24 protein-coding genes and 3 tRNA genes are annotated in these 22808 nt (G+C 67.2%); 25 read left to right on the top strand and 2 right to left on the bottom strand.

The window, feature by feature from the left end:
- The first annotated feature begins 6 nt into the window (after positions 1-6).
- From PV646_RS07885 to rplA, 11 genes are all read left to right on the top strand, one after another.
- The gene (locus PV646_RS07885; RefSeq protein ID WP_500340782.1) at positions 7-2613 is read left to right on the top strand and encodes an EAL domain-containing protein; all 2607 of its coding nucleotides are present in this window, start codon (positions 7-9) and stop codon (positions 2611-2613) included.
- A 74-nt stretch (positions 2614-2687) separates the two neighbouring features.
- Positions 2688-2763, top strand: a tRNA-Thr gene (locus PV646_RS07880).
- A gap of 42 nt (positions 2764-2805) precedes the next feature.
- A tRNA-Met gene (locus PV646_RS07875) sits at positions 2806-2878 on the top strand.
- A 99-nt stretch (positions 2879-2977) separates the two neighbouring features.
- Positions 2978-3142, top strand: coding sequence for a 50S ribosomal protein L33 (gene rpmG, locus PV646_RS07870; RefSeq protein ID WP_319976887.1), 165 nt, complete (start codon positions 2978-2980; stop codon positions 3140-3142).
- Positions 3143-3212: 70 nt separating this feature from the next.
- A complete protein-coding gene (locus PV646_RS07865; RefSeq protein ID WP_500340781.1) occupies positions 3213-3662 on the top strand; it encodes a MaoC family dehydratase N-terminal domain-containing protein in 450 nt (149 codons plus the stop codon).
- Complete coding sequence (locus tag PV646_RS07860; protein ID WP_500340780.1) at positions 3659-4066, top strand: MaoC/PaaZ C-terminal domain-containing protein; 408 nt, start codon at positions 3659-3661, stop codon at positions 4064-4066. The genes PV646_RS07865 and PV646_RS07860 overlap by 4 nt, the downstream gene beginning before the upstream one ends.
- A gap of 237 nt (positions 4067-4303) precedes the next feature.
- Positions 4304-4376: transfer RNA gene (locus PV646_RS07855), tRNA-Trp, on the top strand.
- Between the two features lie 37 nt (positions 4377-4413).
- Positions 4414-4827 (top strand): preprotein translocase subunit SecE, encoded by a 414-nt coding sequence (secE, locus tag PV646_RS07850; RefSeq protein ID WP_500340779.1) that lies wholly within the window; start codon positions 4414-4416, stop codon positions 4825-4827.
- Positions 4828-4867: 40 nt separating this feature from the next.
- On the top strand, positions 4868-5680 hold the full coding sequence (gene nusG, locus PV646_RS07845; protein ID WP_500340778.1) for a transcription termination/antitermination protein NusG: 813 nt from the start codon (positions 4868-4870) through the stop codon (positions 5678-5680).
- Positions 5681-5765: 85 nt separating this feature from the next.
- Positions 5766-6200, top strand: coding sequence for a 50S ribosomal protein L11 (rplK, locus tag PV646_RS07840; protein ID WP_030478269.1), 435 nt, complete (start codon positions 5766-5768; stop codon positions 6198-6200).
- An 81-nt stretch (positions 6201-6281) separates the two neighbouring features.
- Positions 6282-6992 (top strand): 50S ribosomal protein L1, encoded by a 711-nt coding sequence (rplA, locus tag PV646_RS07835; protein WP_191298157.1) that lies wholly within the window; start codon positions 6282-6284, stop codon positions 6990-6992.
- 60 nt (positions 6993-7052) lie between these two features.
- Here the strand turns inward: rplA and PV646_RS07830 are convergent, their stop codons facing one another.
- Complete coding sequence (locus tag PV646_RS07830; RefSeq protein WP_500340777.1) at positions 7053-8021, bottom strand: GlxA family transcriptional regulator; 969 nt, start codon at positions 8019-8021, stop codon at positions 7053-7055.
- Positions 8022-8105: 84 nt separating this feature from the next.
- Here PV646_RS07830 and PV646_RS07825 point away from each other — a divergent pair, with 84 nt between their 5' ends.
- Complete coding sequence (locus PV646_RS07825) at positions 8106-8948, top strand: NAD(P)-dependent oxidoreductase (protein WP_500340776.1); 843 nt, start codon at positions 8106-8108, stop codon at positions 8946-8948.
- Here the strand turns inward: PV646_RS07825 and PV646_RS07820 are convergent.
- Entirely contained in the window at positions 8945-9655 is a 711-nt protein-coding gene (locus PV646_RS07820; protein WP_500340775.1) for a hypothetical protein, read from the bottom strand. The two genes, PV646_RS07825 and PV646_RS07820, sit on opposite strands and share 4 nt — an antisense overlap.
- A gap of 242 nt (positions 9656-9897) precedes the next feature.
- Between PV646_RS07820 and rplJ the strand changes: the two genes are divergently transcribed.
- The 13 genes from rplJ (at position 9898) to PV646_RS07755 (ending at position 22483) form a co-directional block, all read left to right on the top strand.
- Positions 9898-10452 (top strand): 50S ribosomal protein L10, encoded by a 555-nt coding sequence (gene rplJ, locus PV646_RS07815; RefSeq protein ID WP_090065889.1) that lies wholly within the window; start codon positions 9898-9900, stop codon positions 10450-10452.
- Positions 10453-10508: 56 nt separating this feature from the next.
- Positions 10509-10892 carry a 50S ribosomal protein L7/L12 gene (gene rplL / locus PV646_RS07810; protein WP_360047091.1) on the top strand — a complete coding sequence of 128 codons (384 nt, stop codon included), beginning with the start codon at positions 10509-10511 and terminating at the stop codon, positions 10890-10892.
- Positions 10893-11599: 707 nt separating this feature from the next.
- Positions 11600-12667 carry an ABC transporter ATP-binding protein gene (locus PV646_RS07805; RefSeq protein WP_500340774.1) on the top strand — a complete coding sequence of 356 codons (1068 nt, stop codon included), beginning with the start codon at positions 11600-11602 and terminating at the stop codon, positions 12665-12667.
- Entirely contained in the window at positions 12664-13449 is a 786-nt protein-coding gene (locus PV646_RS07800) for an MlaE family ABC transporter permease (RefSeq protein WP_500340773.1), read from the top strand. The genes PV646_RS07805 and PV646_RS07800 overlap by 4 nt, the downstream gene beginning before the upstream one ends.
- Positions 13449-14258: an MlaE family ABC transporter permease gene (locus tag PV646_RS07795; protein WP_090065886.1), complete on the top strand. Its 810-nt coding sequence runs from the start codon at positions 13449-13451 to the stop codon at positions 14256-14258. Before PV646_RS07800 ends, PV646_RS07795 begins: the two co-directional genes overlap by 1 nt.
- Positions 14255-15559, top strand: a complete 1305-nt coding sequence (locus PV646_RS07790) for an MCE family protein (RefSeq protein WP_500340772.1) — start codon at positions 14255-14257, stop codon at positions 15557-15559. Before PV646_RS07795 ends, PV646_RS07790 begins: the two co-directional genes overlap by 4 nt.
- Entirely contained in the window at positions 15556-16587 is a 1032-nt protein-coding gene (locus PV646_RS07785; protein ID WP_500340771.1) for an MCE family protein, read from the top strand. Before PV646_RS07790 ends, PV646_RS07785 begins: the two co-directional genes overlap by 4 nt.
- The gene (locus PV646_RS07780) at positions 16584-17585 is read left to right on the top strand and encodes an MCE family protein (protein ID WP_500340770.1); all 1002 of its coding nucleotides are present in this window, start codon (positions 16584-16586) and stop codon (positions 17583-17585) included. Before PV646_RS07785 ends, PV646_RS07780 begins: the two co-directional genes overlap by 4 nt.
- Positions 17582-18748, top strand: coding sequence for an MCE family protein (locus PV646_RS07775; protein ID WP_500340769.1), 1167 nt, complete (start codon positions 17582-17584; stop codon positions 18746-18748). The genes PV646_RS07780 and PV646_RS07775 overlap by 4 nt, the downstream gene beginning before the upstream one ends.
- Positions 18745-19881, top strand: coding sequence for an MCE family protein (locus PV646_RS07770; RefSeq protein ID WP_500340768.1), 1137 nt, complete (start codon positions 18745-18747; stop codon positions 19879-19881). Before PV646_RS07775 ends, PV646_RS07770 begins: the two co-directional genes overlap by 4 nt.
- Positions 19878-21110, top strand: coding sequence for an MCE family protein (locus PV646_RS07765; RefSeq protein ID WP_500340767.1), 1233 nt, complete (start codon positions 19878-19880; stop codon positions 21108-21110). Before PV646_RS07770 ends, PV646_RS07765 begins: the two co-directional genes overlap by 4 nt.
- Positions 21110-21610: an Rv1363c family protein gene (locus PV646_RS07760; RefSeq protein WP_500340766.1), complete on the top strand. Its 501-nt coding sequence runs from the start codon at positions 21110-21112 to the stop codon at positions 21608-21610. Before PV646_RS07765 ends, PV646_RS07760 begins: the two co-directional genes overlap by 1 nt.
- A gap of 30 nt (positions 21611-21640) precedes the next feature.
- Entirely contained in the window at positions 21641-22483 is an 843-nt protein-coding gene (locus PV646_RS07755; protein ID WP_500340765.1) for a hypothetical protein, read from the top strand.
- Positions 22484-22808 lie beyond the last annotated feature (325 nt).

The following is a 22808-nucleotide window of genomic DNA, read 5'->3' as shown; positions in this document are numbered from 1 at the left end:
GGCTGGATGTCCGACCGAGCGTCGGCCCCCGTGTCGGACTCGGCCGCCTGGTCGGCCAAGTCGACCAACCGCGCGTTCAGCGCGTTCGCCGTCACCCTCCTGGTGGCAGGCGTCGTCTGCGCGGGCATGGTCGCGGCCTGGCTCCCGGAGAAGGAGACCACCTCCCTCTTCTGGATCGGCCCCCTTCTCGTCGTCGGCTTCCTGCTGGCGGAACAGCTCGCGATCAACGTCGACGTCCGCAGCGGCGTCGCGTGGACGATCTCCTTCACCGAGATCCCGCTGGTCCTGGGCTTGCTCGTGGCTCCGTTCGAGATCGTGCTGGCCGCGCACGTCGTCGCCGGCGTGGGCACGTTGCTCGGCAGGCGGATCCTCGACCGCGCCGTGTACAACGCGGGCCTCATGTTCATGGAGATCTCCGTGGCGTTCGCCGCCGCCGAGGCCGTGAACCGGATGATCGGCGCGGGCGGTCCGTTCTGGGCGGGCGCGTTCATCGGCACCATCACCGTGCCGCTCCTCGCGAGCGTGCTGGGCCTCTGCGCGTTGCGTCTCATGGGCAAGTCGATGCGCGTGGGCAACAGCGTTCGTCTTGTCCTGCAGACGCTGGTCGTGGCTCTGCTGAACACCTCGGCCGGCCTCGTCGGCTACCAGATCGTCGCCACCACGCCGTGGGGCGCCGCCCTGATCGTCCTGGTCCTCGCGGGCATCGTGGCCACCTACTTCGCCTACTCCGGGCTGCTGCGCGAACAGCGCGACCTGGAGGCGTTGAGCGAGGTCAGCCTCCGCGTCGCGAGGTCGGGCCAGCACGGCACCGGCCCGCGTCAGCCCGACGACGACCTCACGGCGGGCGTCGAAGAGGACGAGTGGCAGCTCATCGCGGAACGCATCCGCGAGCAGCTCAACGCGAACAGGGTCGTGCTGCGCCTGCGCACCGACCCGCAGGAAGCCATGATCACCCTCGTCGCCGGCGAACCGCTGCCCGACGAGATGACCGCGACGGACCCCCGTGCCGTGCGCGAAGACCCCGTGCTCCAGCTGCCCGGCACGCACGTCCGCTACTACCGCGTGGCCGACGCGACCGAGGACGTCACCGAGGCCCTGCTGCGCCGCGACGCGCAGGAAGCCCTCATCGTCCCGTTGCGCGGTGCGACCCAGCTGCTCGGTGCCGTCGAGGCGCACGACCGGCTGTCGCGCTGGCGCGGGTTCGGCAAGGCGGACATCCAGCTGCTCAGGACCTTGGCCTCGCACCTCGCGACCGCGGTCGACAACCGCCGCCTGCTCGCACGGCTGCGCCACGACGCCTATCACGACCCGCTGACCGGCCTGCTGAACCGAGCGGGCCTGCGCGAGGCGTGCGCGGAGTCGTTGCGCGAGTCCCAGCGGGGCGTGGTGCTGCGCATCGACCTCGACATCCTGTCGACGGTCTCCGACGCGCTGGGCCAGGCCTGGGGCAACCGGATGGTCGTCGCCGCCGGCCGCCGGCTGCGTGACGCACTCGGTGCCGACGTGCCGCTCGCACGCCTGGAGGGTGGCGCGTTCGCCGCGTACCTGGACGACGAGCGTGCCGCGACCGCACACGAGACCGCGGAACGGTTGCGCGCCGGGCTTTCCGTGCCGTACCCCGTCGACCGGCTGACCGTCGAGGCCTCCGCGGTCGTGGGTTACGCCTCCAAGGCGGACTCCGAGACCGAGGACCCGGACCCCGACGTGTTGCTGCAGCGGGCGGACGTCGCCGTGCGCGCCACGTCCGAGGGCACGCCGGTGAAGGCCTACGCGCCGTCGATGGGCCACCTGTTCCTGCGCCGCTTCCAGCTCGTCACGCAGTTCCGCCAGGCCGTCGAGACCGGGCAGATCTCGGTGCACTACCAGCCGAAGGTCGCCCTGCCGTCCCGTCAGGTCGTGGGCGCCGAAGCGTTGGTGCGCTGGACCCATCCGGAGTTCGGCCGCGTCGACCCGGACGAGTTCGTGCCGGCCGTCGAGGCCACCGGTCTCGTGGACGTGCTGACGGACTTCGTGATGGACCGCGCTTTGGAACGCGTCCGCCGCTGGCTCGACCGCGGACTGCGGATGTCCATCGCGGTCAACCTGTCGGTCCGCACGTTGGGCGACGAGGACTTCCCGAACCGCGTCGAGGCCGCCCTGCTGCGCCACGACGTGCCGTCGGGCCTGCTGACCTTCGAACTCACGGAGTCCGGCGTCATGGCCGACCCCGAACGCGCTCTGCCGGTGCTGCGGCGCCTGCACGCGATCGGCGTCGTGCTGGCGGTCGACGACTTCGGCACCGGCTACTCGTCGCTCGCGTACCTGCGCCAGCTGCCGGTGGACGAGGTGAAGATCGACAAGTCGTTCGTGCTCGGGATGGGCACGGACCTCGGCGACATGGCTGTGGTCCGGTCGATCGTGGAGCTCGGGCACTCGCTCGGTCTGGTCGTCGTGGCCGAGGGTGTCGAGGACGACGCCGCGCGCGACCAGTTGGTGGGCATGGGTTGCGACGTGGCCCAGGGCTACCTGATCTCCCGGCCGCTCTCCGAAGATCGCTTCGAGGCGTGGCTGCGGGCACGAACCGTGCAGGTCAGGGGTGCTCGGGATGAGACGGTGCTCACCTTGGTCCACTAAGGGACCCCCCGGATTTCGTTCTTGGTTGAGCCGTGTTGTAGAGTTGTCCTCGCTCGGCAAGAACGAAAGAGCAAGCCCCTTTAGCTCAGTCGGCAGAGCGTCTCCATGGTAAGGAGAAGGTCTACGGTTCGATTCCGTAAAGGGGCTCCACAACTGGCCGCAGTGCTGAGCGCTGCGGCTTGAGTTGTGTATAGCGGTGTAGCTCAGTTGGTAGAGCAAGCGGCTCATAATCGCTGTGTCGCCGGTTCAAGTCCGGCCACCGCTACTCAGCAAGATCTCGGGCGGCTTCGTCGCCCACCCTCGCCAGACGGTAAGCCCGGACTGGGTTCACGGGGGATCGCGTGCTCTCAGGAAGGCAAGGACCGTGGCTGCAACCGACGTACGCCCGAAGATCACCCTCGCGTGCGAGGAGTGCAAGCACCGGAACTACATCACCAGGAAGAACCGTCGCAACGACCCGGACCGCCTGGAGATCAAGAAGTTCTGCCCGAACTGCAAGACGCACCGCTCGCACAAGGAAACCCGCTGAGCGCGTAGTCAGCTTCGACCGAGGCCCGTCCCACACGTGGGGCGGGCCTCGTCGCATATAGGCTCCTTCGGTGCCTCTCGACCCCGCTTTCATCGGACGTAGTTATCCGCCGTCGCAGCCCTACGACGTGAGCCGCGAGAAGATCCGCGAGTTCGCCGAGGCCATCGGCGCGACCAGCCCGGCCTACCGCGACGCCGAAGCCGCGAAGGCGTTGGGGCACAGGGACGTCATCGCGCCTCCGACGTTCGCGATCGTCGTGGCGATGAAGACCAACGAGACGGTCATGTTCGACCCGGAGCTGGAGCTCGACTACAGCCGCGTCGTGCACGGCGACCAGAACTTCACGCACCACCGCCCCATCACCGCGGGCGACCAGCTCGTCAGCACGGCCCACATCGACGCCATCACGAGCCGCATGGGCAACGACATGGTGACCGTGCGGACGGAGATCAGCACGGTGGACGGCGAGCCCGTCGCCACCGCCAAGTCGATGCTCGTCGTGAGGGGAGAAGGCGCATGAGCCACGAAGTGGGCACCGAGCTGCCGGCGCTGTCCGTGCGCCTCAAGCGCGACGACCTGGTTCGCTACGCGGGCGCCTCGCTGGACTTCAACCCCATCCACTGGAACGAGAAGACGGCCAAGGAGGTCGGCCTCCCGGACGTCATCGCGCACGGCATGCTGACGATGGCCGTGGCCTCGCGGATCGTCGCCGAGTGGATCGGCGACCCCGGTGCGATCGTCGAGTACGGCTGCCGCTTCGGCCGGCCCGTCGTGGTCCCGAACGACGAGGAGGGTGCGCTGGTCGAGGTCACCGCGAAGGTCACCAAGGACTTCGAGGACGGAACTGTGAAGGTCAACATCAACGCGGCTTTTGACGGCAAGTCCGTGTTGACGGGCGCCTTCGCCCGCGTCCGCGTGAGCTGATCTTGTGATCAAGAACACCACCGGACAACCCGGTCCGGTGGTGTTTGCGGTGCTCACGCGAGATTCGGGCCGGGTCCGTGCTTCAGTTGCACGACCCTGATTCGTGTTCTCGGCCTGCGTGTGGGTAGGCTGTGCGACAGGCCGCTCGGCAAGTGCTTGAGCGGTCTGGTTGGAATGGACGGGACAGGCTCCCGTACACTTCCTGCTTGGCCAGGGGATCTCGGTTCGGGATCTCAAAGGGGTGTAGCTCAACTGGCAGAGCAGCGGTCTCCAAAACCGCAGGTTGCAGGTTCAAGTCCTGTCGCCCCTGCTGTCGAAGCGCGTCATGGGTGGAGTGGAGGCACGGCATGAGCGAGGGCCGCGAGCAGGACCAGCCGGAGGAGCGCGAAGGCGCTGTCCGGCCGTCCACTGCTGCGGCGCGACGTGAACGTCGTGCCTCCTCTCGCCCGGCCGCCCGCAAGGACGGCAGCAGCGCTGAGTCGAAGAAGAGCGTCGCCAAGTCCGAGGAGTCGGACGACGACGCGAAGAAGAGTCGCCCGACCAAGTCCCGTGACGGGCAGGAGAAGCGTCCTTCGCTGATCGGGCGGGGTTTCCGCTACATCCGCGAGGTCGTCAGCGAACTCCGCAAGGTGATCTGGCCGACGCGCAAGCAGTTGGTCACCTACACCGGCGTCGTGCTGGTGTTCGTGGTCTTCATGGTGGCGCTGGTGTGGGCTCTCGACCTCGGCTTCGGCGCGGCTGTTTTCGAGTTGTTCGGCTGAGCCGGACAGCTGCCGCTGCAACCAGGAAGCGAGATCCACAGTGAGCTCCGACAACGGCGTTGACGCCCAGGAGAAGACCGACCTCATCGACGACGAGGTGTCCGAGGACACCACCGCCGACGAGACGGTCGAGTCGGAGGCTGTGGACTCCGAGGCAGACGCCGACGTCGCGGACGAGACCGACGAGGAGTCCGAAGAGGACTCCGACGTTCTCGCGATCGACGAGACGCCGATCGACGAAGAGCCCGAGGACCCCGCCGAAGAGCTGCGCCAGGCCCTGCGCCGCGCACCCGGCGACTGGTACGTCGTGCACTCGTACGCCGGTTACGAGAACAAGGTCAAGGCGAACCTCGAGACTCGTATCCACACGCTCGACATGGAGGACTACATCTTCCAGGTCGAGGTGCCGACCGAAGAGGTCACCGAGATCAAGAACGGCCAGCGCAAGCTGGTGCAGCGCAAGGTGCTGCCCGGCTACATCCTGGTCCGCATGGAGCTCACCGACGCGTCCTGGAGCGCCGTCCGCAACACGCCGGGCGTGACCGGGTTCGTCGGAGCAACCTCGAAGCCCTCGCCCCTCACGATCGACGAGGTGCTGAAGTTCCTGCTCCCGCAGCAGGAGCAGAAGCCGGCCGAGGGCAAGAAGGCCGCTTCCACCACCGTGTCGAAGCCGACGATCGAGGTCGACTTCGAGGTCGGCGAGTCGGTCACCGTCATGGACGGCCCGTTCGCGACGTTGCCCGCCACCATCAGCGAGGTCAACGCGGACGGCCAGAAGCTGAAGGTCCTGGTGTCGATCTTCGGCCGGGAGACGCCGGTCGAGCTGTCGTTCAGCCAGGTCTCCAAGATCTGAGCGGTTTCCCGCGAGGGAGACCGATCGGCCACGCGGCGGCTGGCAGAGCCACGCGCGGACACCGCAATAACAGGAAGTACGGACAATGCCTCCCAAGAAGAAGAAGCTGTCAGCGATCATCAAGCTGCAGATCAAGGCTGGTGCCGCCAACCCGGCGCCGCCCGTTGGTCCCGCGCTGGGTCAGCACGGCGTCAACATCATGGAGTTCTGCAAGGCCTACAACGCCGCGACCGAGTCGCAGCGCGGTCAGGTCGTGCCGGTTGAGATCTCCGTGTACGAAGACCGCTCGTTCGACTTCAAGCTGAAGACCCCGCCGGCCGCGCGACTCATCCTCGCCGCCGCTGGTGTCGACAAGGGCAGCGGCGAGCCGCACCGCGTCAAGGTCGCCAAGGTGACCATGGAGCAGGTCCGCAGCATCGCGCAGGTCAAGATGGTCGACCTCAACGCGAACGACATCGACCAGGCCGCGAAGATCATCGCCGGCACCGCCCGTTCCATGGGCATCACGGTCGAAGGCTGACCCACCCCTTTCTTTTCACGCAAGCGTGGGAGAGCCGAGCGCGGCTCATTCACCACGAACTGATCCACGAAGGACAGAGTTATGAAGCGCAGCAAGGCCTACAAGGCCGCCGCAGAGCTGGTGGACCGGGATCGGCTGTACTCGCCGCTCGAGGCTGCCAAGCTCGCCAAGGAAACGTCCAAGGTGAAGCTGGACGCCACCGTCGAGGTTGCGATCTGCCTCGGCGTCGACCCTCGCAAGGCCGACCAGATGGTCCGCGGCACCGTGAATCTGCCGCACGGTACGGGCAAGACCGCCCGCGTGATCGTCTTCGCAGTCGGCGACAAGGCCGCTGAGGCCGAGGCCGCCGGTGCGGACGCCGTTGGCTCCGAGGACCTGATCGAGCGCATCCAGGGTGGCTGGCTCGACTTCGACGCCGCGATCGCGACCCCGGACCAGATGGCGAAGGTCGGTCGTATCGCTCGCATCCTGGGCCCGCGTGGTCTGATGCCGAACCCGAAGACCGGCACCGTGACCCCCGAGGTCGCGAAGGCCGTCAACGAGATCAAGGGCGGAAAGATCAACTTCCGCGTTGACAAGCAGGCCAACCTGCACTTCGTCATCGGCAAGGTCTCGTTCGACTCCGAGAAGCTGGTCGAGAACTACGCGGCCGCGCTGGACGAGATCCTGCGTGCGAAGCCGTCCGCGGCCAAGGGCCGGTACGTCAAGAAGGTCGTCGTCTCCACGACGATGGGCCCTGGCATCCCGGTCGACCCGAGCCGCACCCGCAACATGCTGGTGGACGAGGCCTGAGCCTCCGGTTCTAGCTTGATCTGAGAAAGGCCCCCGGTTCGCCGGGGGCCTTTCTGCTGTTCAGGCCCGGCCTCTGCGGTAGTCGGTGGGGGACTTGCCGATCTGCTTCAGGAAGTGGTGCCGGAGGTTGTTGGCCGTGCCGATGCCGCTCAGCGCCGCGATCTTCTCCATCGGCAGGTCGGTGGACTCCAGCAGCACCTGCGCCCTGGTGATGCGTTCGGTGAGCAGCCACTGCAACGGTGTCGTGCCGGTGGTCGCCTGGAGCCTGCGGTAGAAGGTCCGCGGGCTCATCGCGGCCTTGCGGGCCAGGTCCTCGATCGTCAGCGGTTCGTCCAGGCGGGCACGGGCCCAGTCGAGCACCGGCGCCAGGCCCTGCTCGTCGCTCGCGGGGACCGACAGGTCGACGTACTGCCCGAGGTGTCCTGGCCGGTGTCCCGGCACCACCATCCGGCGGGCGAGCTGGTTGGCGACGTGAGCGCCCAGGTCGCGGCGCACCAGGTGCAGGCAGACGTCGAGGCCCGCCGACATGCCCGCGCTGGTCAGCACGTCACCCTCGTCGACGTAGAGCTGCGAGTCGTCGACCTGGACCTTCGGGTAGCGCTCGGCCAGCAGGGCGGTGTGCATCCAGTGCGCGGTGGCCCTCTTGCCGTCCAGCAGGCCGGCTTCCGCCAGTGCGTACGCGCCTACGCACGCCGACACGATTCGTGCGCCGTTGTCGTGGGCGTCGCGTAGGGCCGTGACGAGTTCCGGTGGCACGGGCGCGTTGTCCTCGATGACCTCGTCCGGCACCCACGACACGATGACGGTGTCCGCGCGCACGATGTCATCGAGCTTGTGGGTGCTGTGCAACGTGAAGCCCGGAGTGGTGTCGCGCGTGCGGTTTCCGGTGCTGCACAACCACAACTCGTACCAGGGGTCTGCCAGGTCCGGCTGCGGGGTGCCGAAGACCGCCGCCGGGATGCCCAGTTCGTAGAGGTCCGCGACCCCGAAGTCGCCCGGTACGACCAGGGCGACGGATCCAGCGCTCATGCGAGCCAGCCTATGGCAGGAATTTGGCGAACGCCGTCATTCCGGTCACTGGCCGGGATGATCAACCATGGCGAAGCTGAAGGCATGACATCTGAAGCGATCACCGTGCTGGGCCTGGGGAATCTCGGACGTGCGCTGGCGGAGGCGTTCGTGCGGGACGGCCGATCAGTCGTGGTCTGGAACCGGTCCGAGGGGAAGGCCGCAGGGCTTGCGGCGACCGTTGCGAGCAGCCCGGCGGAGGCGGTGGCCGCGGGTGGGCTCGTGGTCGTCGCCTTGCTCGATCATCAAGCGGCGCAACGGGTTCTGAGCGGTGCGGACGTGCGCGGGAAGGCGTTGGTGAACCTGACTTCCGGCACTCCCGACGAGGCTCGCGAACTGGCCGAGTGGGCTGCGGCTCACGGCGCCGAGTACCTGCACGGCGCGGTCTACGCGGTGCCGCAGACGATCGGCACCGACGCGTCGTCGATCATCTACAGCGGGTCGTCCGCGGTGCACGAGCGTTGGCGGGAAGCGTTGACGGTGCTGGGAAAGGTCACGTTCCTCGGTGCCGATGCCGGGCGGGCGTCCGGGTACGACGTGGCGATCCTGTCCGGGATGTACGGGCTGCTCGGCGGGTTCCTGCACGCGGCGGCGCTGGCGCGGGTCAACGGGATCAAGGTCGGTGAGCTCACGCCGATGCTGGTGTCGTGGCTGACGGATCTCCAGCCGGCGTTGACGACGTTCGCGGAGGAGATCGACGGGGCCGGCTACGGGAACGCCGAGTCGAGCCTCGCCATGAACCAGTCCGGGCTGGCCACCCTGATCCGGGCGGCTGAGGCGCAGGGGGTGCCGTTCGCCGCGCTCGACTCGCTGAAGGCGTTGGTGGACCGGCAGGTCGACGATGGGCGTGGGGAGGAGAGCTTCGCGCGCGCCGTCGAGTCGTTCTAACCGCAGGTGCTCTCGGACCAGTCGGTGATGACCCAGCCGGCGCCGACCTTTTCCACGACGAACGTGCCCAGTCGCGGGCCGCCCTCGACGGTCAGGGCACACGAGTCGATGGTGACCTTGTTGCTGGTCGGGGTCTTGAGCATGTCCGGCGGGAACATGACCTGCTGGTACTTGTCGACGCTGGTCACCTTGGTCTTCAGGTCCTTGACCGCGGCGGCGCAATCGCTTGCGCCGTAGGTGTTCGCGAACTTCTGACGGGTGTCGTCGCGCAGGAAGAGCGTGCACGCGCGGGTCGTGTCGGCGAACGACACGTGCTTGTAGAACATGCCGACGGTGCCCTGCAGCCCGGCCGGCGCGGCCAGACCCTGTGCCGCGCCGGTCACGCCGCCGCTGTCCTGCGCGATGTCGCCGGGGTCGTCGACGCCGAAGAAGTGGTTGTAGGCCCACATGGCGCTGAAGACGACGAGTAGGAAGAAGAGCGCGCGCCAGAAGATGCGGCTGCCGAGGACGACGAGCCACCAGCGCTTGCCGCCGGGCTGCTGGGGAGCCTGGGGTGCTTGCGGCGCCTGGCCCGTCGCCTGCTGGTAGCGCTGGAACTCCTGGAAGCGCTGGAACTCCTGGAACTGCCGCAGCTGCTCCGGGTCCGGCTGTGGGGCAGGCGGCTGCGGCTGGCGGGGCGCGAGGTCCTTGCCTGGCTCGTCGGTCACACGTCACATTGTGCCGATTTGGATGGCCGCCACCCAGTCGGCTAGTCTTTTGACGGTTCTACCGAAGACCGCAGGTTGTCTCCGTGAGGAGATCGAAGGCCCCGTTGCAACACGGGCGGCCCGCGCAGGGAGGACGAGGTCAGTCTTGCGACGCCCCGTGCTGCTTGTGCGCGAGGGCGTTTTTGTTGTTTCGGGACCTTCTCCAGGCCGGCGGTCTAACCCAGCCCAGAGAGGAGGCGATCATGGCGAAGCCCACGAAGGTTACGGCGGTCGCTGAGCTTGCGGATTCCTTCCGCACCAGCTCGGCAGCGGTTGTCACTGAGTACCGTGGCCTCTCCATGGCGCAGCTCACCACGCTGCGTCGCGCTCTCGGCGCGGGCACCAAGTACACCGTCGCGAAGAACACTCTCGTCAAGCTCGCTGCCGCGGACGCCGGTGTGGAGGGCCTCGAGGCCCTTCTGTCCGGTCCGACCGCCATCGCGTTCGTCGAGGGCGAGCCCGTTGACGCCGCCAAGGCGATCCGCGACTTCGCGAAGGACAACAAGGCCCTGATCATCAAGGGCGGCTACATGGATGGCCGCCCGCTCTCGGTCGAAGAGGTCGCGGCTATCGCCGACCTCGAGACCCGTGAGGTGCTGCTCGCGAAGCTCGCGGGCGCGATGAAGGGCAACCTGGCCAAGGCTGCGGGTCTGTTCAACGCCCCGGCTTCCCAGGTCGCTCGCCTGGCTGCTGCCCTGCAGGAGAAGAAGGCCGCCGCGGCTCCCGCCGCCGAAGCCGACGCTCCCGCCGAAAGCTGATCACCCAAAGACACGCCCGACGCTTTCGCGCGGGAGATTAGAAAGGACCGCCGATCATGGCGAAGCTCAGCACCGAAGAGCTGCTCGACGCGTTCAAGGAGATGACCCTCCTCGAGCTGTCCGAGTTCGTGAAGCAGTTCGAGACGACCTTCGAGGTCACCGCTGCGGCGCCCGTCGCCGTTGCCGCCGCCGGCCCCGCCGCGGCTGCCGAAGAGGCCGAGGAGCAGACGGACTTCAACGTCGTCCTCGAGTCCGCCGGCGACAAGAAGATCCAGGTCATCAAGGTCGTCCGTGAGGTCGTCTCGGGTCTGGGTCTGAAGGAGGCCAAGGAGCTCGTCGAGTCGGCTCCGAAGGCGATCCTCGAGGGCGTGGCGAAGGATGTTGCCGACGCCGCCAAGGAGAAGCTCGAGGCTGCGGGCGCCAAGATCACCGTCAAGTGATCTGAGCCCCCTGGTGGGGCTTGGCGTTTGTGGTTTTGGACGGGCGTGCACCTTTTCAACGGGGGTGCACGCCCGTTTTTTTGTGTTTTTGCGATCTGGTGAGCTTGCGATCCGCGGTTTCGTCGGGTGGTCACCTTGCGCTCCGCGACCTTGCGGGTGGTCACCTTGCGAGTGGCGGGTCACTGCTGCGTGCTTCCCCTGGGGCTCTGCCCCAGACCCCGGCAATCTGATCAGGGGGCCCGCGCCACCCGTAGGCAGATGGCACGCCTGTTGCTTAGGGCGGCTGCCTGTTGATTTGAGTGTTGCGTTGGCGGTGGGGTCCCATCACGAGCCGAGCCAAGAGCGGGCCACATGCCTGGAGGGGTGTCAAGCAGGCGAAAAGCGTGCCTGCTTGACACCCCTCCAGGCATGCAGCAAGAGCTATGGCGCGACTCGTGATGGGACCCCACCGCCTGGACCGCTTGCTGAGGACGGCTCGCCTTCGGCGTCGCGGTTGCTGGTGTGCTTCGAGTCACATCGGTCTCGTTAATCCTGGTTGGCAGGCAGTGGTCTAGGGATTGGTGACCGTTTTGCGAGGTCACGCTCTGTGGCGTTATCTGAACGCAACCGCCGTTAGGCCAACTGGTGAGTAACCTGCCGCGAACGAACTCGTTGCCCAGGTGTGACGCCGATCGCTGCGGCGTCCTCGGGCGTGTGCGGAGGTGCGGATGGGCGTCGAGGTGGTCGTCGAGGGTCTGACCAAGTCCTTCGGCAAGCAGACCATCTGGCAGGACGTCACGCTCACGTTGCCGCCGGGTGAGGTCAGCGTGATGCTCGGGCCTTCTGGTACTGGCAAGAGCGTGTTCCTGAAGTCGTTGGTCGGGTTGCTCAAGCCTGAGCAGGGCAAGATCATTATTGGTGGGACCGATCTTGTCCGGTGTTCTGAGCACCGGTTGTACGAGATTCGGAAGATGTTCGGCGTGCTGTTCCAGGACGGTGCGTTGTTCGGGTCGATGAACCTGTACGACAACATCGCCTTTCCGTTGCGGGAGCACACGCGCAAGACGGAGGCCGAGGTTCGGCGGATCGTTCTCGAGAAGATGGAGATGGTCGGTCTTGTCGGGGCCGAGAAGAAGCTTCCCGGTGAGATCTCCGGCGGTATGCGCAAGCGGGCTGGTCTTGCTCGTGCGCTGGTGCTCGATCCCGAGATCATTTTGTGTGACGAGCCGGACTCCGGGCTGGACCCTGTTCGGACGGCCTATCTGAGTCAGTTGTTGATCGATTTGAACGCTCAGATCGACGCGACGATTCTGATCGTCACGCACAACATCAACATTGCTCGTACCGTGCCGGACAACCTGGGGATGTTGTTCCGGCGGGAGCTTGTCATGTTCGGGCCCCGTGAGGTGTTGCTGACCAGCGACGAACCCGTGGTCGAGCAGTTCTTGAACGGGCGGCGGCTGGGGCCGATCGGGATGTCCGAGGAGAAGGACACGGCCACCATGGCCGCTGAGCAGGCTCATGCGGACGCCGGGCACTCGGACGGGTCCACGTCCGAGGATGTCCGGGGGATCATTCCGCAGATCGAGCCCACGCCCGGGCTGCCGGTTCGGGACGCTGTGCGGCGGCGCAAGGATCGGGTCATGTCGATCATTCACCAGCTGCCTCACCAGGCTCAGCAGGGGATCATCGAGAGTCTTTCCACCGAGGAACAGGTTCGGTACGGCGTGCACGCCGGGACTGCCGTTGCTGCGCCTGCGCCCAGCCCGTGGCCTCGGCAGGGTGGTGTTCTGTGACCGCTCAGACCTCGTTCCCCGGTGCTGGTGCGCTGCGGGAGACCGGGAAGCTGTGTCAGCTCGGGATCGACGTTGTCCGGGCCACGTTCCGGCGGCCTTTTCAGTTGCGGGAGTTCATTCAGCAGAGTTGGTTCATCGTCAGCGTGACGGTGTTGCCTACGGCGCTGGTGTCTATTCCGTTCGGTGCGGTCATCGCGTTGCAGCTGGGGTCGCTCACTCGGCAGATCGGTGCTCAGTCGTTCACTGGCGCGGCCAGTGTGCTCGCGATCATTCAGCAGGCCAGTCCGATCGTGACGGCGTTGCTGATCGCTGGAGCCGGTGGTTCTGCCATTTGTGCGGACCTCGGGTCGCGCAAGATTCGTGAAGAGATCGACGCGATGGAAGTGCTCGGGGTGTCGCCGATCCATCGGCTCGTGGTGCCACGGGTGCTTGCGGCGATGTTGGTGTCCGTGCTGCTCAACGGCATGGTGAGCGTCGTCGGTGTGATGGGTGGCTACTTCTTCAACGTGGTCATGCAGGACGGCACGCCCGGCGCTTATCTCGCGAGTTTTTCGGCGTTGGCGCAGTTGCCCGACCTGTGGATCAGTGAGTTGAAGGCCCTGATCTTCGGGTTCATCGCCGGGATCGTGGCCGCCTACCGGGGGCTCAACCCCGCCGGCGGGCCCAAGGGCGTGGGGGACGCGGTCAACCAGGCCGTGGTCATCACGTTCCTGTTGTTGTTCTTCGTCAACTTCGTCCTCACCACGATCTACTTGCAGGTCGTGCCCGCGAAGGGGAGCTGATGGCGAACAAGGTGCTCTCCACCCTGGACGGGTTCGGCGACCAGCTGTCGTTCTACATCAAGGCGCTGGCGTGGACGCCCCGTGCGCTCAAGCGGTACTCCAAGGAGACGTTGCGGCTCCTGGCCGAGGTCAGCTTCGGGTCCGGGGCGCTCGCGGTCATCGGCGGCACGATCGGTGTGATGGTCGGGCTGTCCGTGTTCACCGGGACTGTGGTCGGGTTGCAGGGCTTCACTGCCTTGAACCAGATCGGTACGTCCGCCTTTGCCGGGTTCGTTTCCGCCTACTTCAACACCCGTGAGATTGCGCCGTTGGTTGCCGGGTTGGCGCTGTCTGCCACCGTCGGGTCTGGTTTCACGGCTCAGTTGGGTGCCATGCGGATCTCCGAGGAGATCGACGCGCTTGAAGTCATGGGGATTCCCAGCCTGCCGTTCCTGGTGACCACTCGGATCATCGCCGGGTTCGTCGCGATCATCCCGCTGTACGTGATCGGGCTGCTGACCAGTTATCTGGCAGCCAGAACTATCACCGTGGAGTTCTACGGGCAGTCGGCCGGTACGTACGACCACTACTTCAACCTGTTCCTACCGCCGATCGACGTGCTCTGGTCGTTCGGCAAGGTGCTGGTCTTCGCGGTCGTGATCATCATGACCCACTGCTACTACGGCTACCGCGCTTCCGGTGGTCCGGCCGGGGTTGGTGTGGCGGTCGGGCGTGCGGTGCGGACCGCGATCGTCACGACGGCGCTGCTCGACTTCTTCCTGAGCCTCGCCATCTGGGGCGCGACGACGACGGTGAGGATCGCCGGATGAAGAAACGCGTGCTGGGCATCGCCTTTCTTCTCGCGATCGCCATGTTCCTGTCGCTCACCGTGGCGCTCTACAAGGACGCCTTCAGCGACTACGTGAAGGTCACGCTCAAGACCGACCACATCGGCAACCAGCTGCAGACCGCGAGTGACGTCAAGGTGCGCGGGCTGATCGTCGGTTCGGTGAAGGCCATCCGCACCAGCGGGGACGGCGCTGAGCTGGAGCTGGCGTTGTTGCCGGACAAGGTCGAGCAGATCCCGTCCAACGTCAGCGCGCGCCTGCTGCCCAAGACGTTGTTCGGTGAGCGGTACGTGAACCTCGTGCTGCCGCAGCAGAAGAGCGCGGCCATCACCCAGGGCGCGGTCATCTCGCAGGACCGGACGAGCAGTGCGATCGAGCTCGAACGCGTGCTCGACAACCTGATGCCGGTGCTGCAAGCGATCCAGCCGGAGAAGCTCGCCACCACGTTGACGGCGTTGTCGCAGGCGCTCGACGGACGGGGCAAGCCGCTCGGCGAGACGCTGGTGTCGCTGGACTCCTACCTCGGTGAGCTCAACCCGCAGCTGCCCGCGTTGAAGGACAACATCTCCAAGCTCGCGGACGTCGCGAACGTCTACTCGGACGCCGCGCCGGACCTGTTGCAGGCGCTCAACGACATGACCACGACGACCAAGACCGTCGTCGACCAGCGCGAGAACCTGCTGTCGCTCTACGGTTCGCTGACCACCACGTCGCAGGACGTCACCAGCTTCGTCACGGTCAACAAGAACAACATCATCGCGCTCGCCGACACCAGCCGCCCGACGCTGGAGCTGCTCGCGAAGTACGCGCCCGAGTACCCGTGCCTGCTCAAGGGACTTGCGGAGTTCGAGCCGGTGATCAGCAAGGCGTTCGGCGAGGGCACCAACGAGCCCGGTCTGCACATCACGCTGGAGATCACGCAGAACCGCGGCAAGTACAAGCCGAACCTCGACGAGCCCGAGTACCGGGACAAGCGCGGACCCCGTTGTTACGACCTCATCCCGCGGCCGAACCCGTTCCCGCAGTACCCGCCGGAGGGTCCGGTGCAGGACGGTTCCAGCTCGCCGCCGCCCGCCCGCGTCGCGAACGACGGCATCATCCCGCCCGGCGCGACCATGCCGCAGTCCGCCGACGTGCTGCGGCTCGCGAACTCGCCGGAGGAGGCCAGGTTGATCGCCGCGCTCTTCGGACCGCGCATCGGCGTCGACCCGCAGGACATGCCCGGCTGGTCGAGCCTGCTGCTCGGCCCGCTGGTCCGCGGCACGGAGGTGACCGTCAAGTGAAGGGACTGCTCGCCCCGCTGCTCAAGCTGATCGCCTTCGCGGTGGTCACGATCCTCGCCACGTCGCTGCTCGCGGTCACCATCGCCAACGTGAACCTGGCCAGCGCCACCGGCTACAAGGCCCAGTTCACCGACGTCACCGCGCTCAACGAGGGTGACGACATCCGCATCGCCGGTGTCCGCGTCGGGCAGGTCGACGGCATCAAGGTCGTGGACCGCAAGACCGCCGAGGTCGAGTTCTCGATCGACGGCGACCGCAAGCTGCCCGAGGCCGTCACCGCGACGATCAAGTACCGGAACCTGGTGGGGCAGCGGTACATCGCGCTGGAGTCCGGCACCGGTGACACCAAGGCGGTGCTGGCCGAGGGCGGCACGATCCCGTTGGAGCGGACGAAAGCCGCGCTGGACCTGACCGTGCTGTTCAACGGCTTCAAGCCGTTGTTCCAGGCGCTGTCCCCGGACGACGTGAACAAGCTGTCGTTCGAGATCATCCAGGTGCTGCAGGGAGAAGGCAGCACGATCGACAGCCTGCTGCAGCACACGGCCTCGCTGACCAGCACGCTGGCGAGCAAGGACAAGGTGATCGGCGAGGTCGTCGACAACCTCAACACCGCGCTGGAGACCGTGAACTCGCGCGACGAGGACTTCAACAACCTCGTGATCACGTTGCAGTCGCTGGTCTCCGGGCTCGCGCAGGACCGTCAGCCGATCGGTGACGCGATCACCGCGCTCGGCGACCTGACGCAGGCCACCTCCGGGTTGCTGGAGCAGGGCCGCGAGCCGCTGAAGAACGACATCGCCCAGCTCGGCATCGTCTCGAAGACGTTGGGCGACAACGAGGTGCTCGTCGACCGCATGTTGCAGCGACTGCCCAACAAGCTGGAGACGATCACCCGGACCGCGACCTACGGCTCGTGGTTCAACTTCTACCTGTGCGAGGCCAGCGGCCAGATCGCCGTGCCGCCGGTCATCAACAACCCGATCCCCATCACGGCGTTGCCGGTGACACAGCAGAGGTGCCGCCGATGAAGACGACGAACCCGATCAGGACCGGTGCGATCAGCCTGACGTTGATCGCCCTGCTGCTGCTCGCCGCGTTCTACTCCGACGACCTGCCCATCGTGGGCGGTGGCACCTCGTACGCCGCCGACTTCAGCGAGGCCGCGGGACTGGTGGCGGGCAACGAGGTCCGCGTCGCCGGTGTGAAGGTCGGCAAGGTCACCAAGGTCAAGCTCAACGGCGACCGGGTGCGGGTGACGTTCAAGGTCAAGGACGCCTGGGTGGGCGACCGGACGACCGCGATGATCCGCATCAAGACGTTGCTGGGGCAGAAGTTCGTGGCGCTGGACCCGCAGGGCACGCAGCCCCTGTCGCCCGGCGACCCCATCCCGAAGGAACGCACGCTCGCACCGTACGACGTCAACGAGGCGTTCAACGGGCTCGCGACGACCGTCGGGCAGATCGACACCAAGCAGCTCGCGGACAGCTTCACCGTCCTGTCCGACACCTTCAAGAACTCGCCGGAGCACGTCCGCGGCGCGCTGGACGGCCTGTCCGCGTTGTCGAAGACGATCTCCTCGCGCGACCAGCAGCTGGCGAAGCTCCTGGACAACACCAGGCAGCTGACCAAGACGCTGGCCGACCGCAACGCCGAGTTCGAGAAGCTGCTGTCGGACGGCAACCTGCTGCTGGGCGAGCTGCGCAAGCGCCGTGAGGCGATCAGTGCGCTGCTGGACGGCACGCGCTCGCTGTCCCGCGAGCTCAGCGGACTGGTGACGGACAACCAGAACCAGCTCAAGCCGGCGCTGGAACAGCTCGGCCGCGTCACCACGATCCTGCAGCGCAACCAGGACAACCTCGACCGGAGCCTGGCGCTGATGGCGCCGTTCTACCGGGTGTTCGCGAACACCCTCGGCAACGGTCGCTGGTTCGACACCTACATCTGCGGTCTGCTGCCGCCCGCGGTGAACCTCGGCGTCGTCGGGTTCAACGAGGAAGGCTGCCTGCCGCCGGGGGTGCAGCGATGACTGACGTGGCTCAGAGCAAGGTCGGCCGGTTCATCGCGATCGCGTGCGTGCTCGCGCTGGTCGTGACGGCCGCGCTGTGGTGGGTCTTCGCCGGGATGAACGGGCGCAAGGTCACCGCGCACTTCGCGGCGGCCGTCGGCGTCTACCCCGGCGGTGACGTGCGCGTTCTCGGCGTGAAGGTCGGCACGATCGACGAGGTCACGCCCGAGGGCAAGACCGTGAAGGTCGTGTTCACGCTCGACCGCGACGTGCGGGTGCCGGAGAACGCGCAGGCCGTCGTGGTCTCGCCGAGCGTGGTCTCCGACCGGTACGTGCAGCTCGCGCCCGCCTACACCGGCGGTCCCGTCATGGGTGACGACGCCGTGATCCCGCGTGAACGCACCGCGACGCCGGTCGAGCTGGACGAGCTGTACTCGTCGCTCGACAAGCTCACGACCGCGTTGGGGCCCAACGGCGCGAACGCCGATGGGGCGCTCGCGGACCTGCTGAACTCCGCGGCCCGCAACCTCGAGGGCAACGGCCAGGCGCTCAACGACACGTTGAAGAACCTCGGCCAGGCCACCCGGACGCTGTCGGGGTCCAAAGAGGACCTGTTCGCGACGGTCGACAACCTGCAGAAGTTCACCGCGATGCTGGCGGCGAACGACAGCCAGGTGCGCGACTTCAACAAGCAGCTCGCGGACGTGTCGAAGATGCTCGCCGACGAACGCGGTGACCTCGGGGCGGCGTTGAACGAGCTCGCGACCGCGCTCGGGATGGTGCAGGGGTTCATCAAGGACAACCGCGAGGTGCTCAAGTCCAACGTGGACAAGCTCGCCTCGATCACGCAGGTGCTGGTGAACCAGCGGGCGGCGCTGGCCGAGACGCTGGACGTGGCGCCGCTGGCGCTGGGCAACTTGCAGAACTCCTACAACGCGGCGTCCGGCACGCTCGACACCCGCGCGAACATCAACGAGCTGAACCAGCCGCCGATCGTGCTGATCTGCAAGCTGATCCAGCAGGCGACGCCGAACGACGTGCCGCCGGTGCTCGCCCAGACGTGCAAGCAGCTGGAGCCGATCCTGACCGGTGTGGTGCCGCTGAAGCCGCCGGCCGAGATCCTCAGCGACCTCAACGCGGGCAAGCTGCCGTTGCCCCTGCCGCTCGCGGGGGTGCCCCAGTGAGGAAGCTGGCGATCGTTCTCAGTGCGCTGGTGCTCGCCGGGTGCGGTTCGGGCGGGTTCGACGGTGTCTACAACCTGCCGTTGCCCGGTGGTGCCGACGTCGGTGATCACCCGTACCGGGTCAAGGCGCAGTTCAAGGACGTGCTCGACCTCGTGCCGCAGGCCGGCGTGAAGGTCAACGACGTGCCGGTCGGTCGGGTCGAGAAGATCGACCTGGGTGCCGACGGCTGGACCGCCGAGGTGACGTTGCTGGTCAACGGGGACGTTCGGCTGCCAGCCAACGCGTTCGCGAAGCTGCGCCAGTCCGCGTTGCTGGGCGAGAAGTTCGTGGAGCTCGGGAAGCCCAAGGACGCTGCCGGCTCGTTGGCCGACAACGCCGTGATCCCGGTGGACCGGACCAACCGCAACCCCGAGGTCGAAGAGGTCTTCGGCGCGTTGTCGATGCTGCTCAACGGTGGTGGTGTGGCGCAGCTGCAGAACATTACCAAGGAGCTCAACGCGGCGATGGAGGGCAACGAGGCCGAGATCCGCTCGTTGCTGGGCAACCTCAACACGTTCGTCGGGGAGCTCGACAAGCACAAGGCGGAGATCGTCCGCGCGCTCGACTCCCTCAACCGGTTGTCCGGGACTTTGGCGCAGCAGCGGGACAAGATCGCCGTCGCGCTGACGGACCTGCAGCCCGGCCTGCAGGTGCTGGCCGAGCAGCGCACGCAGCTCGTGACGTTGCTGCAGTCGTTGACCAAGCTCTCCGGGGTCGCCACGGACACGATCAACCGGAGCCGTGACGACATCGTGGCGGACCTGAAGGCGTTGCAGCCGACGCTGACCAAGCTGGTCGAGTCGGGGCAGAACCTGCCGAAGTCGCTGGAGCTGCTGCTGACCTACCCGTTCCCGGACGAGGCGGTCGACGGCATCAAGGGCGACTACACCAACGCGTTCATCGACCTCGACCTGAACCTCGGCACCGTGCTCGACAACCTCGGCCGGTCGCGGCAGTCGCCGATCGACTCGCTGATCCCGTCGCAGGGCACGCCGCTGCCGATGCCGAACATCCCGCTGCCGAACCTCGGGCAGGGCACCGGGTCCGGGCTGGGCGACCTGCTCGGCGGTCTGCTGGGAGGTGGTCGCAAGTGATCCTGCGGTCGACGAAGCTCAAGATCGGCGCGTTCGTGCTGGTCGCGTTGCTGGGCATCTCCTACGTCAGTGCCACCTACGTCGGGCTGTTCAAGTCGTCGTCGACGGTCGTGACGATGCAGCTCGCCGATTCGGGCGGCATCTTCACCAACGCCGAGGTGACCTATCGCGGCGTGACGATCGGGCGGGTCGGGCAGCTGCGACTGGCGTCCGACGGCATCGAGGTCGACCTGGAGCTGGACGCCGACGCGCCCCGCGTGCCGTCCGCCCTGGAGGCCGTGGTGGCGAACCGGTCGGCGGTGGGTGAGCAGTACGTCGATCTGCGGCCCAAGGCCGACGGCGGGCCCTACCTGGAGGCGGGGGCGGTCATCCCGCGGTCCTCGACCAAGACGCCGCCTCCGGTCGACGGGCTGTTGTCCAACTTGGACTCCTTCGCCTCCTCCGTGCCGACGGATTCCCTGCGGACCGTCGTGGACGAGCTGCACACGGCGTTCAGCGGGACCGGTGGCGATCTTCAGGTGTTGATCGACAACACCGCGGCGTTCACGGCTGCGGCCAAGGAACACCTGCCTCAGACGACGCAGTTGCTGCAGGACGGGCGGATCGTGCTGGCCACGCAGGCCGCGTCCGGTGGCGCCATCCGGTCGTTCAGCGGTGACCTGCGGTTGCTCGCCGAGCAGCTCAAGGCGTCCGACGGCGACCTGCGGCGGTTGATCGTGGCGGTGCCGCCGGCGTCCGAGCAGGTGTCGGCCCTTCTGAAGGAGAGCGGGCCGAACCTCGGGGTGGTGTTCGCGAACCTGCTGACCACGTCGAACATCCTCGTGACCAGGCGTGATGGTTTGGAGCAGATCGCGGTGACGTACCCCATCGCCGTCGGTGGCGGGTTCTCCGTGGCGCCGGGCGACGGGTCTGCGCACTTCGGGCTGGCTCTGAACGTGTTCGACCCGATGCCGTGCACGGTCGGATACGAGGGCACGACCATCCGGCCCGGTGGTGACACCTCGGCCGCGCCGCTGAACACGCAGGCCTACTGCGCTCTCGCGCGCGGGTCGGCGACGTCGGTGCGAGGCTCGCAGAATGCGCCGTACGGTGGAACGCCGACCACGCCGGTCGGCAACGCGACCACGCAGCCCGGCCAGGAGCCGACGGGGCAGGCAGCTGCTCCGGAGGTGCCGTTGCTGACGTCGCTGGGCCAGCTGCTCGGCCTGCCTTCGGAGGGGAAGAAGTAGTGCGGATCTTCACGGTGGTCGCCGCCGTCCTGGCGGTGCTGACGTTCGGGTACGCCGCCTACGCGGGCGTGGCCTGGTACTCGGCGTCGAACTCGTCGGCGTCGTCGTTCGCCTCGGTGCGCGACGAGGCCCTGCGCTCGGGCCAGGTGGGCGTCACGAACTTCCTGACGCTGGACTACAAGAAGGTCGACGAGGACCTGCAGCGCTGGCTCAACTCGTCGACCGGCGACCTGCGCGCCGAGATCGACAAGGACAAGGACTCGCGCAAGAAGCAGCTGGTCGACGCCAAGTCCGTGACGACGTCGAAGGTCCTCGACGCCGCGATCACCGAGCTGGACGACCGTGCCGGCAGCGCGTCGATGATCGCCGTGGTCGAGAGCACCGTGACGCCCGACGGCGGCCAGCAGGTCACCAAGATCAACCGGTACCTGACCAAGCTCACCCGCACCGAGGACGGCTGGAAGCTCTCGCAGCTCGGCCCCCTGCGGGCAGGCGTCTGATCCGGCCAGAGCTGATTGGAACGAGTGCACGTGCCCCCTTCCCGCCGCCGCCCCATTCCCACGCCGCCCGCCGGAGGCCGTCCGAAGGTCGCCGGTCTGAACCGCCGCGCGTCCGCGGAGCCCGAGGTCGCGCCTGACGTCTCGCCCACGGCCGAGCCCGCGGCCGAGCCCGTGGTCGAGGACGTGGCGCCGGAGGTCGTGCCGGAGCCGGTGGCCAAAGAGGCAGACCTCAAGGCACCTGAGGCGCTCGACTGGCCCCCGTCGGCGACGCCGAAGAAGAAGGCTGTGGCGGCCGAGAAGGCCGAGCCGGTCAAGGTGGTAGAGCCGGCCAAGGCTCCGTTCCAGGGCGGCTGGGTGCTTCCCGCTGCACTGCTGGTGGTCGCGGTCCTGCTGGGCGCCCTGGGCACGTTCTTCCTGGTGAAGTCGCGCTCGGTGTCCTACGACGCCGCCCTGGTCGACGCCGCCACCACCTCGGCGGTCAACGGCCAGATCCGCGAGGCCGTCGAGAGGTCGTTCTCGTACAACTTCGCCGACGTCGAGTCCACCGAGAAGGCCGCGAAAGAGCTCCTCACCGGCAAGGCCCTGTGCCAGTACAACGCCGTGTTCGGCCCGGTGAAGGAGGTCGCGCCGCAGCAGAAGCTCGTCGTGACCGTCCGCGTCGTGTCGTCGGCCGTGTCCTCTCTCAAGGACGACCACGCCACCGTGCTCGTGTTCGCCGACCAGGTCACCACCCGCACCACCGACAACCAGTCGGGCGGCGGCACCGCCATGCTCCGCGTGAGCGCGGTGGACGACGGCGGCCGGTGGAAGATCGACAACATGGAGATGTTCGGGGCGACGGCGGAGCAGAACCGCCAACTCCAGGGCTGCTGACCGCAGCGGGTCCCGCACGCGCGCACGGCACCGCTCTCGCGCACGCCCGAGACGGCCCCAGGCGCGTCCCAGCCCTCACGACCCACCCAGCCGCCCCCGCGAGCCTCACCCCACCACCCCAACTCGTTTGGGGCGGGCCGGTGCCGGGTAACTGATCACCGTCCACTAAGATCAACTCCGCTGCGAGGACGCCGCGGGAGCCCCGGAAGCACCGATTGGACGTCCTCCACCAGTCCCGACACGCGTGACCTCAGTCACACAAATCTTGTGGCGCTCTGTAAGTCCACTTGAGGCCGTCAACTTCCCACCAAAACGGCCGTACACG

It is taken from the genome of Streptomyces sp. ID05-26A, from assembly GCF_033794685.1.
Taxonomy (GTDB): Bacteria; Actinomycetota; Actinomycetes; order Mycobacteriales; family Pseudonocardiaceae; genus Lentzea.
This window is presented reverse-complemented; position numbering and strand designations above follow the sequence as displayed.